The sequence below is a fragment of the Clostridioides sp. ES-W-0016-02 genome (assembly GCF_020641035.1).
GTDB lineage: Bacteria > Bacillota > Clostridia > Peptostreptococcales > Peptostreptococcaceae > Clostridioides.
The window spans coordinates 2,791,272-2,804,557 of the sequence record NZ_CP061361.1 but is presented as its reverse complement, the minus strand read 5'-3'; the positions used below and the strand labels follow the sequence as shown (position 1 = coordinate 2,804,557).

The window sequence follows — 13,286 nt, the reverse complement described above, 5'->3', positions numbered from 1 at the left end:
AATTATTATGAAATATGCAAAAAGAATGGATATGGTAAAGGCTTCAGCTATAAGAGACTCTCAAAAGAAGATAGCTCAAAAAGTGGCAAGTGGTGGAACTGTTATATCTTTTGCAGCAGGACTTCCTGACCCAAACTTATTTCCAATAAAAGAAATAAGTGAAGTAACTAAGCAAGTACTTGATGAAAGAGGAAAATTTGCTTTAGCTTATGGACCTACTAAAGGTGAAGATGAGTTGTTAGAAATAATAGCTAAGAGAATGAAAGAAGAAGAAAATATTGAAACAAAACCAGAAAATATTATAATAACTACTGGTTCACAACAAGGTATAGCTCTTAGTGCTATGATTTTATTAGAAAAAGGAGATATAGTAGTTACAGAAAATCCAAGTTACTTAGGTGCAATAAATGCATTTAGACCTTATGAATGTGATTTTTTAGGAGTAGATACAGATGAAGAAGGAATGGTAACAGAAGATTTAGATAAATTATTATCTGAAAATTCAAACATAAAGGTGATATATGTAATACCAACATTCCAAAATCCTACAGGAAAAACATGGTCTTTACAAAGAAGAAAAGATTTTATGGAAGTTGTAAACAAGTATGATGTCATAGTAATAGAAGATAATCCTTATGGAGAAATAAGATTTACACAAGAACCACTACCTACACTTAAATCACTTGATACTAAAGATAAAGTACTATATCTAGGGTCATTTTCAAAAGTGTTATGTCCAGGATTTAGAGTTGCTTGGATGTGTGGGAATATAGATATTATAGATAAAGCAGAACTTTTAAAGCAAGGTATCGATTTACAATCAAATCAATTTTCTCAAGTACAGGTAATAGAATACTTAAAGAAGTATAATTTAAATGAACATGTAGAAAAAATAAGAGCTGAGTATAAAAAAAGATGTTTCTTGATGTTAGAAACTATGAAAAAATATTTTCCAGAAGAAGCAAAATATACAGAACCAGATGGAGGTATGTTTATATGGGTTGAACTTCCTGAAAGTATAAATGTAGATAATTTACTAGATAAAGCTATTGATGCTGGAGTTGCCTATGTTTCTGGAGAATCATTCTTTGCAAATAATGGTCCAAAAAATACTATGAGACTTAATTATACAACAATGTCAGAAGAGCAAATAGTTGAAGGGATTAAAATACTTGCAGAAGTTATAAAAAAAGAACTCAATTATGCTTGTGAATAAATATTAAAAGTGAGGGCTTAATTATGGGAGAAAAAGGGAACGGGATAAAGTTTGGAAAGTTAATGATTCAACTTGTTATTATAGCTATATGTTGGGAATTAGTTTATATTATACCATTTATCCAATACACATTGTATGATCCAATTTTAAAAGCATTACAGTGTTCAAATACTCAACTAGGTTTTCTACTTACAATTTATGGATTAGGTAATATATTTGGAGCTCCTATAGGAGGATGGTTAGCAGATAGATTTGATTATAGAAAGATAATTTTAGGCTCTGTATTTCTTAATGGAATAGTATCATTTTTATTTGCATTTAACATGAACTATACATTTGCTGTCATAACTTGGGTAGGTTGTGCAATTACATCATTAGTTATGAACTACCCTTCTATGGTAAAGATACTTAGAGTTATAGGAAAAGAAAATCAAGGTAAAGTTTATGGATTTAATGAAGCTATGGTTGGAGTTTCTGGAGTAGTAATGGGAGCTATATTCTTATATATTTATACATTATTTTCAACTCCTGTTTTAGGTATGAGATGGGTAATGATATCTTTAGGAATATTATCTATAGTAATGTGTCCAGTATTATGGTTTGTAATTAAAGATGTAGATATTAGTGAAGAAAAAGAAGAAGGTAAAAGTGAAAAAATGGCTGCTAGTGACTTTATGGTAGTTTTAAAATCACCAAATACTTGGTTAGTAGGTATAAGTATATTCTGTGTATATTCATTTACAGTTACAATGTCTTACTTTACACCTTATATAACATCAGTACTTGGAGGTTCAGTTGCACTATCTGGAGCATTGGCTATAATAAGACAACATGGATTAAAATTATTTGGTGCTCCATTTGGAGGGTACTGTGCAGACAAAGTAAAATCACCTACTAAAGTGCTTTTACCAATATATGTACTTGGTATAGTAGTAATAGTTTTATTCTTAGTATTGCCTTCATCAACGCCAATGACTTTATTTATAGCATTAACATTTGTAGTAGGTATATTAGGTTATATGGGAAAAGGTATATACTATGCAGTTCAAGAGGAAGTAAATGTGCCAGTTAAATATTCAGCTACTACTATAGGTATAGCAGCAGCTTTAGGCTTTTCACCAGATGTATTCCAATTTGCATTAATAGGGCATTGGATAGATACTTATGGTAATAAAGGGTACACATATACATTTATATTCCAAATAGCTATTTTAGTAATAGGAATATTATCTTGTTTATATATATTAAAAGTTAAAAAGAAAAGATTAGAGAAGTTAAAAGCTTAAAAGTTTCATTTAATAAGAGAGTATTTTTTTCAGTATAATCTACTGACATAAATACTGTATAAAAAGTAATACTAAATTAAAACTTATAGTTATATTTGATGAATAAAGTGTGAAAAAATTAAAATGTTATCAAGTGTTTTTAGTATAGTTTTAGCATAAAGTTACCCCTAAAAGTATAAGATTGAGTAGCAATTATCACCTATTTGTATATTTACATAAGTTTGTTTAATATAAATTTTACATGGATTTTAGTAATAGATGATATTTGCACTCAATTTTATATCTAATGATGAATAAGAAAATTATGAAATCTAACTATATATTATCTAGCTACATATTAATAGTGTACTATTTATGTAGTAGTATTGGGCTTTTCCTTATATGTATTTCAATTTATATTGTTTGATTGTCTGTCAAGCACATATCGTTAAAAAATTTATACACTTATGTTCATGTATCAATTGATATTCTTAATTTTGGTAATAATTGTTGGAGTTTACATATTAAAAGATAGAAATAAGGTAAATAAAATAAAAAATGAGTCTATAAGATATGTTGAGTTAAATAAAGTTTATACAAAATATTAGTACATAGCTGTTTAAATTATTGTCTATAAATTAAAATGAATGGTGGTGAGTTGAGTGACCGATTTAGTTAACACCATTAATGGAATTGTTTGGTCACCTGTATTAGTTGCAATGTGCCTATGCATAGGATTGTATTTTTCATTGAAATTAAAATTTTTCCAAATAAAAGACATAAAAGAAATGTTTACCCTTTTACTTGAAGGAGATAGTTCTCAGGTTGGTATATCATCATTTCAAGGATTTGCTACATCAATGGCTGGAAGAATTGGAACTGGTAATATAGCTGGTGTGGCTGTAGCAATAGCAATGGGAGGGCCAGGAGCATTAGTATGGATGTGTATAATGGCTACCTTAGGCTCGGCGACTGCATTTGTAGAATCTACTCTAGCTCAAATATACAAAGATGAACATGATGGTCAGTACAGAGGTGGTCCTCCGTATTACTTTGAAAAAGGTCTTGGATGGAAAAGATGTTCAATTTTATTTTCAGTAGTTGCAATCATAAGTTATACATTTTTCATGCCTGGGACGCAATCAAATACTCTATACTTAGCAATGAATCAAGCATTTGGATTTTCAAGAATGACAATTGCAGTTACATCTTCTATTGCATTAGGAATAATAATTTTTGGAGGAATTAAAAGAATTGGTTTATTTGCTGAAAAGGTAGTACCTATAATGGGTGGAGCATATCTTATCATGACAATAGTGATAATCATAGTAAATATAGATTTAGTTCCAGGAGCTATTATAACTATGTTTAAATCTGCATTCGGATTTGGTTCAATGTTTGGAGGAATGTTAGGTGCAGCAATATCTTGGGGAGTTAAAAGAGGTATATATTCAAATGAAGCAGGTGAAGGTTCTGGAACTTATGGTGCAGCAGCAGCAGAAGTAAGTCATCCAGCTAAACAAGGATTAGTTCAAGCTTTCTCTGTTTATGTGGATACATTATTAATATGTATGGCTACAGGTATTATGATTATAATAACAGGAAAATACAATGTTACAGGAGTTTTAACTGTATTACCAGGTGTAGAGCCAGGTCCACAATATGTGCAGAGTGCAATAAATACATTACATCCTCAACTAGGTGATATTTTTATAGCAATAGTTTTATTATTATTTACCTTCACAACATTATTAGCATTCTCATATATGATGGAGACCAATGTATCTTATTTGGTAACTAGAATTAAAGCACAAAAACATGAAAAGCATATAATAAATGTCTGTAGATTTATGCTTATAATATGTGCAGCAATGTGTTGTTTTATAGAACCACTTACAAGTTGGGCATTAGGTGATATATGTATAGGCGTTTTAACATATATAAACTTAATTGCTATCTTTACACTTCAAAGGCCAGCTATAAAAGCATATTATGATTACCTAAGACAGAAAAAATTAGGAATAAAAAGAGCTGATAGAAATTTTAATCCTGTTGAATTGGATATAAAAAATGCTGAATTTTGGGAAAATAGATGCTTAAAAGAGAACGAGCAGAAGTTAAATTGAATTAATGATTTTTATAGTATTTTATATAGACGTTTTAATTGGACTTTCAAAATAGATATTAAAGTTATGTAAACTCAATATAATAAATTATAAATTTTTAATGCATATGTTTATATTTTTACTTATTAGTTATTTGGTTTATACATGTAGAAATACATATTTATATTCAAAACTGTTATTTTAAAGGTTAGTATATATAGTAAGATTATTTATTTTAATAGATAAAATAATGGATAGAAAAATTTTTACTGTTGAATAAGTCACTAGGTTTTACTATAAGTGTAGAAATAGTTTTAATGTAATAAATATAAGTTTGTTTTATCTTATATGAATAAATATATAAATTAATTTTAATGGGAGGTAAGATTGATATGAAGGAAAAAATAATACAAGTGGCGGATTTAAAGAAAGAAAAAATTTTGGAGCTATGTCAATCTTTGTATGATGAACCAGAAATTGCCCTACAAGAGTATAAATCTGCTAAAAAAATATCAAAATTTCTAAGAGAAGAAGGTTTTGAGGTTGAGGAAAATTTGGCAGGTATGGCAACAGCTTTTAAAGCAACAAAGAAAAATGGCGATGGTCCAAGAATAGCATTTATAGCAGAATACGATGCTCTTCCAGGTAATGGTCATGCATGTGGCCATCATTTGATAGCTTCCATGGGAGTTGGAGCTGGAATAACTCTTGCAAGTATACTAGATACTTACAAAGGAGAGGTAAGTATAATTGGAACACCAGCTGAAGAAACTGGGGATGGAAAACCTTACTTGATAGAACATGGTGTATTTGATGGTTATGATGCTGCAATGATGATACACCCAAACTCAAAGACTTGTGTAACTCCAGAAATTATAGCAATAGGAGGATTAGATTTTATATTTACTGGGAAAGCATCCCACGCAGGAGCTAAGCCATATAATGGAATAAATGCTTTGGATGCAGTAGTGTTATTATATAATAATGTAAATGCATTGAGACAACAATTGGTAGATGGAACTAGAATACATGGTATCATACTAGAAGCAGGAACTGCTGCAAATGTAATACCTGACATGGGGAAAGTAAGACTAGAAATACGAGCAAAAGAGCAAGACTACTTTGACGAGGTGGTTGAAAAAGTAAAAAATTGTGCTAGAGGAGCTGCAATAGCTACTGGCTGTGAACTTGAATTTTACCATTTTGAGCCAACTTGCCAAGGCTTAAATGCAAACAAGGTTTTAACAGGTATCTTTACAAACATTATGGAGGAATTTGGTATATATGATGACGATGAGCAGGTATTATTAGGTTCGACAGATATGGGAAATCTTAGTCAAATTATGCCATGTATACATCCTTTGATAAAATTCTCTGAAAATGGTGAAGAACTACATACAAAAGAATTTTTAGAAGCAGCTATAAAGCCATATGCAAAAGATAGAGTAATTGATGGAATAAAAGTATTAGCTTTGACAGGATTACGTTTATTTGAAGAACCAGAATTACTAAAAAAAATGAAAGAAGAGTAAATTCTAACAAAGGGGATTAGGCTATGACTAATAAGAGTAAAATCAAAAAGAAAAAATTAGCATTCCCGGATGCATATGTTTTGATGATAGGTTTAATTATATTTGCAGCCATAATGACCTACATTGTTCCTTCTGGAACATATAATAGAGTTGAAGATTTAAATACTGGAAATATGATTGTGCAAGCTGGAAGTTTTACATATGGAGAACAACATCCTGTCAGTATAATGGATGTATTCAGAGCTATACCAAGCGGGCTTGGAAAAAATTCTGTAACAGTTTTTTTTGTACTTATTATTGGAGGTGCATTTGGTATAGTAAATTCTACTGGCTCACTAGATGCCCTAATTGGTAGAGTTATCTCCAAAAGTAAAGGAAGTAAAAAAGGTGAGATTATAATTACATGTCTAGTATTGACTTTTGGACTAGCTGGTGGAGTTGTAGGAATGTATGAAGAATGTATTGCATTCTTACCTATATTGATGACCTTATGTATTGCTTTGGGATATGATGCATTAGTTGCTTCAGGAATTTTATTGTTAGGGCTTGCATCAGGTTATGGTTCAGCTACTATTAATCCTTTTACAGTAGGATTAGCACAAGGTATTTCAGGTTTACCACTTTTTTCAGGTATGTGGTTTAGATGGATATTTTGGATTTGTACAATGATTTTACTTTCTACATATATAATTTTTTATTGTAAAAAGATAAAAAAAGACCCAAGTAAAAGTTTGGTGTCAGACATTGATTATAGTCACTGGCAAATTGATGAGTCTTCTGTCGGGGATAAGTTATCTTCTGGAAATATTAGAGTATTAGTTACATTCTTTGGAGGAATACTGGTTCTGATGATATTGATTGTAAAATTTTCTTTAGGAATGTCGGATTTATCAGCTTATTTCTTTGCTCTAGGAATTTTATGTGGAATAGTCTATGGTATGAATCCAAATAAAATTGCCTCTGGATTTGTAAAAGGGATGCAAGAGATGGTCTATCCAGCTATTTTGATAGGATTTGCATCTAGTATAGTAGTTATATTAGAACAAGGGGTAATTTTAGATTCAATAGTTCATGGATTGTCATTAGTGTTAAATTATGTTCCTAGGATTTTTAGTGGAGGAGCAATGATGATTATGCAATCTGTAATCAATTTCTTTATACCTTCAGGTACAGGTCAAGCTATGGTAACTATGCCACTTATGGCTCCACTTGCAGATGTTATTGGAATACCTAGACAAGTTGCAGTTTTAGCTTACCAAATGGGTGATGGATTTGCAAATGGAATAGTACCAACGCTAGGCGTTCTTATGGCTGGAATATCTATTGCTCATATCCCTTATACAAGATGGTTTAAATTTGCATCAAAGATAATACTTATGGAATTAGCTTTAGGATTTATATTTTTGATGATTGCAGTACAGATTAATTTAGGTCCTTTTTAAAGTGTTAAAAAATACATTTATATAATTTTAAAATAAAATATATTGGGATTGAACATATTAAATTATAAAATTTATAATATAATAAATTACATTTAAGTATAGTCTCTAAAATAAAAGGTGAACTTTATATAGTTCACCTTTTTGATTTACTTTTTTAATTTATAAAAAAAGTTTTTAAAAAGACTTGACCTGAAGTTAACTTAAGGTTGTATATTAAAAAAAGATAATTATAAGGAGTGTGATGCTTATGACAATTAAAGAAGCCTCAAAACGTACTGGAATATCAGTCGATAATTTGCGTTATTATGAAAGGATTGGTTTGATTCCACCTATTCCTAAAAATAAATCTGGAATTCGTGATTATGATGAACGTGCTATTCATTGGATTGAGTTTGTGATGAAGTTTAAAAAAGCAGGTGCTTCTTTAGAAGCTATTATTGAATATGTACGACTTGCATGCTCTGATGATGATACAAAGGAAGTACGTAGAGAAATATTGGTGGAAGTAAAGGAAGATTTGACTACACAGATTAGTAAACTTCAAGAATGTTTAGATGTTGTTGAGTATAAAATTGAAAATTACTATAACCTGTGTGACCCTGTAACACAAAAAATGGTTAAGGAGTGGAAAGAAAAGCATGAATATAAAAAATAATGCTTGACCTTAAGTTGAGTTAAGGGAATACAATATAAAAAATAAAATAAAAGAGGTAATTATATATGAAAAAAGATTTAGGTTCTGTAATAGGATTATATCCTACACCATTAGTAGTAGTTGGAGTAGTAATTAATGAAAGACCTAACTGGATGTTAGTAGGACATTTAGGTATTATTGGACATGACCATATTATGGTAAGTTTAGCAAAATCACATTATACAAATAAAGGAATTAAAGAAAGCAAAGTGCTTTCTGTAAATATTGTAGATGAGTATATGTTGTCAAAAGCAGATTATGTTGGTTGTGTAAGTGGAAGTAAAATTGATAAATCAAAAGTATTTGAATACGAAATAGGTGATGAAGGTGCACCACTAATAAAAGAATCAAAACTAAACATGGAATGTTATGTGGATGATATTTATGAAACAAATGGATTTGAAAATTTTATCTTAAAAATAAGTCATACATATGCAGCTGAAGAAATTTTAAATGAAGAAAGCAAAATCGATTATGATAAATTAAAACCAATTTTATTTGAAATGCCTGGATATACATATTTAAAAACAGGAAATACATTTGCTAAATGTATGACACTTAGAAAGAATGAAGGGGAATGATTATAATGCACTAGTAAAACAAGCCCAACAAGAAATACAAAAAGGTATTATGCCTAGTATTAAAAAACATCATATGATTTAAATGATATAGAAACTTAAATAATCCTATATAAATCTGGTACTTATTAGACTTTTTAGATTTGTTAACTTATCATAGCAAAAAATATCATGAAAGGTTATAACTCTGATGATAAAATTAAATACAAGATATATGTAGGAGGAAACAATATGGAGACTTTAAAAGTAAGAACTTTCGAGTTATGTGGTACAAATTATGAAATAGGGTATGAGTTAGGAAAATCAATTGTAAATATACCAGAGTTGATAGGTGAACAAATTAATAAATCTAATGTTTTAACTAAAGAAGAAGAAAATCATATGGTGGAGTTATTTGATAAATATTGTCCAGGGCTTAATGAAGAATTACAAGGTTTTGCTGATGCTATTCATGTAAATCAGAATCAAATTTTATACTATACTATGACATACCTTAGACCAGGTTGTAGTCAAGTTGCATTAGCACCAGAATTAACTGAAAATGGTCATGTACTATTTGCACGTAATTTTGACTTTTCACACAAGATGGAGGATTTTGTGTTATGCAAAACTAAGGTAGCTGGTAAATATGCACATATTGGGACTACAGTAATGCAGTTTGGTAGAACTGAGGGAATGAATGTGGTTTAGGTGTGAGTCAGTCATCTTGTGGTTTACCTGTAGGTAATTCAGAGGGACTGAAAAAGCCAGCTGTTGTAGGTTTACAATTTTGGGCTGTTATTAGATATTTGTTGGAAAACTGTAAGGATGTAGAGGAAGCATTGGTATATATAGAAGACATGCCAATAGCATATAATATTAATTTATTGATTGCAGATAAGTCTGGAAATATTGCACTTGTAGAAACTTTAGATGGAAGAAAAGACATAAGTAGAATAAATAAGGCAGAAAGTGAAAGGGAATCATTTTTACATTCTACAAATCATGTCCATATTGAGGAACTTCATAAACTAGAACCACAATCAATGAGCAATTCTATTCATAGATATAAATTAATTAAAGAGTATATAGAAAGTTCTAAAAAGATTGGTGAGAAAGATTTAATCAATTTATTGACTTCAAAATATCCACAAGGTCTATCTTGTAATTATTATAATGATTTTTTTGGAACTTTAAAAAGTATAGTTATGGACCTAACTATGGGAAAATTTAATATTTTATGGGGTGGATTGGAAGACAATGGTTGGAATAGTTACTATTTAAATGATAACTTTAAGTATACAACACAACTTGTAAATATAAATATAGAGAAATCACCATCAGATTTTTTTAAATTAATTGAATAAGAAATACTCTGATTATCCTATGTAGTTATAGTATACAAAATAAAATGAAAGTACTAAACAATGTTGAATTGTTTATGATATTTTAGTATAGTAAACAAAATAGTGTTACTTGAAATATTATAATACTTGAGAATATTAAAGCGAATAGGGGGATAATCTTGGATTACTTAAAGTATTTTGAAAAAGCTATAATATATATTGAAAATAACTTAAAAGAAGATATAAGTGTAAATGATGTAGCAAAAGAATCTGGATACTCTTATTATCATTTAACACGTTTATTTAAGTCTATGTTTGGTGAGAGTGTAGGAAGTTATATAAAAAAAAGAAGATTAGTTAATAGTTCTAAAGAACTTTTATACAGTGATAAAAAGGTACTAGATATAGCAATTGATAGTGGTTTTGAATCTTCAGAAGCATTTAGTAGAGCATTTAAATCTATATACAAGGTCAGTCCCATAGAATATAGAAAAAATAGAATAGATGTATTTGTTGGAAAGAAGAAAAAATTAGAATTAGATTTTATGAAACATTTAGTTGAAAATGTAACAATCAAACCAGTTATAAAAGAGATAGATTCAATAAAAGTAATTGGTATAAGAGAAAAAGTAACACTAGAAGATGAGTCATTACCTAGTTTGTGGGAAAAATTTAGAGAAGTATACAATATGGTGCCAAACACTTTGCCATCAAACAGAGCATTTGGAATTTGTGAAGCAACTCCACAAATACATCTACTTAGTGAAACTATGGAATTTAACGAAATAATAGGGCTTGAAGTTAGTAGCTATGAAAATATACCAAGTTTATTTGTTTCAAAAAATATTGATGGAGGAAAATACGCTGTATTCACTCATACTGGTAGCTTGGACAAGCTAGATAAAACTTATGAATATATATGGGGAACTTGGTTCTTAAGCACAAAGGAAAAAATTGATATAAGAGATGATTTCGAGATATATGATGAAAGATTTTTAGGATCTGATAATGTAGATTCACAGATTGATATTTGTATACCTATAAAATAACTGTAGATAAAACTAAAAATAAGCTGAAATAGAAAGTAGATGCTCAGAAAAGAGCATCTATTTTTTTATTTATAGTAGCTATCGACAATTTCGATAATAAAATAAATAAAAACAAGTTCTTAAATTTCTAAGAAAAATTTAAAATATAGTCATAATAAAATTTGTATATTTCTGAAAATTCTAATTAGTACAACTTTTTCCTTTGCAAAGTTGAAAAAAGATGTATTAATTTATCAAAAATATTATATTAAAATGATATTAATCAAAGAAAAACATTTATAATAATAGTATATCTTACAGAAAAAGGATACAATTTGTAGAATTAAAGCTAGTCAATAAAATTAAAAATTTAAAGAAATTATAGGGAGGTTATAATCTTATGGAAAACGTTATTACAGGTCTAAGTAAAGGTGCAGAGTGGTTTATTGGTTTATTTCAAAAGGGAGGAGAACAATTTGTAGGTCTTATATCAGGGACTCTTCCAACATTAATCGTTTTAATGGTAGCTATTAACTCATTGATTAAAATAGTTGGTGAAGAAAGAGTAAATAAATGGGCTTCTAAACTTGGAAGAAATGCTTTTACAAGATATACTTTGCTTCCATTAGTGTCAGTATTTTTCTTAGGAAATCCTATGTGTTATACATTTGGTAGATTTCTAAAAGAGGAACATAAAGCAGGATTTTATGATGCAGCTGTTTCATTTGTACATCCAATTACAGGACTTTTCCCACATGCAAATGCAGGAGAACTTTTTGTATGGCTAGGTATATCAGCAGGTTTAACTACATTAGGTAAGGAAACAACTACATTAGCATTATGGTATTTTATAGTTGGTCTAATTGTGATTTTTATAAGAGGTGTAGTAACAGAAAAAATGTACGCATTTTTAACAAGAAAAAATAAAGCAACAAATAAGGCTTAGGAGGGATTTAAAATGGATGAAAATAGAGTATTAAAGATAGAAAAGGGAACTTCTGGTTGGGGAGGACCTTTATACATAAAAAAAGAAGCAACTAGAAATAAAATATTGTCAATGACTGCTGGTGGTATTCATGAAGTGACATTAAAAATAAAAGAATTATTGGATTGTGAGGTTATAGATGGATTTAAAACTGGGATTCCTGATGAAGAGGTGGCAGTAGTTATTATTGATTGTGGTGGAACAGCAAGATGTGGGGTTTATCCAAAGAAGAAAATACCTACAATTAATGTAAATCCAGTGGGAAAAACAGGCCCTTTAGCAAAATTTATAACTGAAGAATACTATGTATCAGATGTTAATATTAATTGCATAAGTATTTTAGATGGTGAAGAAACACAAAAAAAATCTCAAGAAAATAAAAATGAAAGTCAAAGTTCTATTAGAAAGCCTGATAATTATAATGAAGTAAAATCAAAAGCTCAAGAAGAATATGCTAAGAAAAACATAATACTTTCTATTGGACAAGGAGCAGGACAAGTAGTATCAAAGTTTTATGATGCGGGTAGAGATACTATCCAAATGATAATGAATAATGTAATACCATTTATGGCATTTGTAAGTATGCTTATGGGAATTATTTTGGCATCTGGGTTAGGTGATTGGATTGCAAAGGTAATATCACCACTTGCAGGAAACATTGGTGGTTTGTTAGTTATATCAATAATTTGTACACTTCCATTTTTATCACCTATATTAGGTCCTGGAGCAGTTATAGCACAGGTAGTAGGTACTCTTGTAGGAACACAAATTGGTCTTGGTGCAATACCAGCATATTTAGCACTTCCTGCTTTATTTGCAATAAATGGGCAAGCTGGCTGTGACTTTGTCCCAGTAGGATTAAGTTTAGGAGAAGCAGAACCAGAAACCGTGGAATATGGCGTACCAGCATTATTTTACTCTCGTTTAATAACTGGGCCAATATCTGTAATTATTGCGTATGGCGTTGCAATATTTGCATTAAGATAGTATTTTATGTTGTTATGAGATTTAAACTTAATTAATAAAATTGTAAATGTAAACTTAAGCTAGTCAAAATTTTAGTTAATGAAAGACTAGCTTTTGTAGTATTAATTAGGAGTGATTATTGATTTGGAT

Annotated in this window: 10 protein-coding genes and 1 pseudogene; all 11 read left to right on the top strand. The window is 29.6% G+C overall.

The genetic code is table 11. The features are described from left to right. Nucleotides 1-7: 7 nt before the first annotated feature. The gene (locus IC758_RS13350) at nucleotides 8-1,216 is read left to right on the top strand and encodes a PLP-dependent aminotransferase family protein (RefSeq protein ID WP_227432611.1); all 1,209 of its coding nucleotides are present in this window, start codon (nucleotides 8-10) and stop codon (nucleotides 1,214-1,216) included. 23 nt (nucleotides 1,217-1,239) lie between these two features. Continuing rightward, nucleotides 1,240-2,502, top strand: coding sequence for an MFS transporter (locus tag IC758_RS13345; RefSeq protein WP_227432612.1), 1,263 nt, complete (start codon nucleotides 1,240-1,242; stop codon nucleotides 2,500-2,502). Nucleotides 2,503-3,143: 641 nt separating this feature from the next. Continuing rightward, a complete protein-coding gene (locus IC758_RS13340) occupies nucleotides 3,144-4,607 on the top strand; it encodes an alanine/glycine:cation symporter family protein (protein WP_227860525.1) in 1,464 nt (487 codons plus the stop codon). A 371-nt stretch (nucleotides 4,608-4,978) separates the two neighbouring features. After that, entirely contained in the window at nucleotides 4,979-6,118 is a 1,140-nt protein-coding gene (locus IC758_RS13335) for a M20 family metallopeptidase (RefSeq protein WP_227824172.1), read from the top strand. Between the two features lie 23 nt (nucleotides 6,119-6,141). Continuing rightward, the gene (locus IC758_RS13330; protein ID WP_227432615.1) at nucleotides 6,142-7,560 is read left to right on the top strand and encodes a YfcC family protein; all 1,419 of its coding nucleotides are present in this window, start codon (nucleotides 6,142-6,144) and stop codon (nucleotides 7,558-7,560) included. A gap of 247 nt (nucleotides 7,561-7,807) precedes the next feature. Further along, nucleotides 7,808-8,215, top strand: a complete 408-nt coding sequence (locus IC758_RS13325; RefSeq protein WP_227432616.1) for a MerR family transcriptional regulator — start codon at nucleotides 7,808-7,810, stop codon at nucleotides 8,213-8,215. Nucleotides 8,216-8,280: 65 nt separating this feature from the next. Continuing rightward, complete coding sequence (locus IC758_RS13320) at nucleotides 8,281-8,835, top strand: flavin reductase family protein (protein WP_227835340.1); 555 nt, start codon at nucleotides 8,281-8,283, stop codon at nucleotides 8,833-8,835. Between the two features lie 168 nt (nucleotides 8,836-9,003). After that, nucleotides 9,004-10,178: pseudogene (locus tag IC758_RS21245) on the top strand (C45 family autoproteolytic acyltransferase/hydolase). Between the two features lie 158 nt (nucleotides 10,179-10,336). Continuing rightward, complete coding sequence (locus IC758_RS13310; protein ID WP_227860524.1) at nucleotides 10,337-11,206, top strand: AraC family transcriptional regulator; 870 nt, start codon at nucleotides 10,337-10,339, stop codon at nucleotides 11,204-11,206. A 379-nt stretch (nucleotides 11,207-11,585) separates the two neighbouring features. Continuing rightward, nucleotides 11,586-12,131 (top strand): PTS glucitol/sorbitol transporter subunit IIC, encoded by a 546-nt coding sequence (locus tag IC758_RS13305; RefSeq protein WP_227432620.1) that lies wholly within the window; start codon nucleotides 11,586-11,588, stop codon nucleotides 12,129-12,131. Nucleotides 12,132-12,143: 12 nt separating this feature from the next. Then, nucleotides 12,144-13,157 carry a PTS glucitol/sorbitol transporter subunit IIB gene (locus IC758_RS13300; RefSeq protein WP_227432621.1) on the top strand — a complete coding sequence of 338 codons (1,014 nt, stop codon included), beginning with the start codon at nucleotides 12,144-12,146 and terminating at the stop codon, nucleotides 13,155-13,157. Nucleotides 13,158-13,286: the final 129 nt, after the last annotated feature.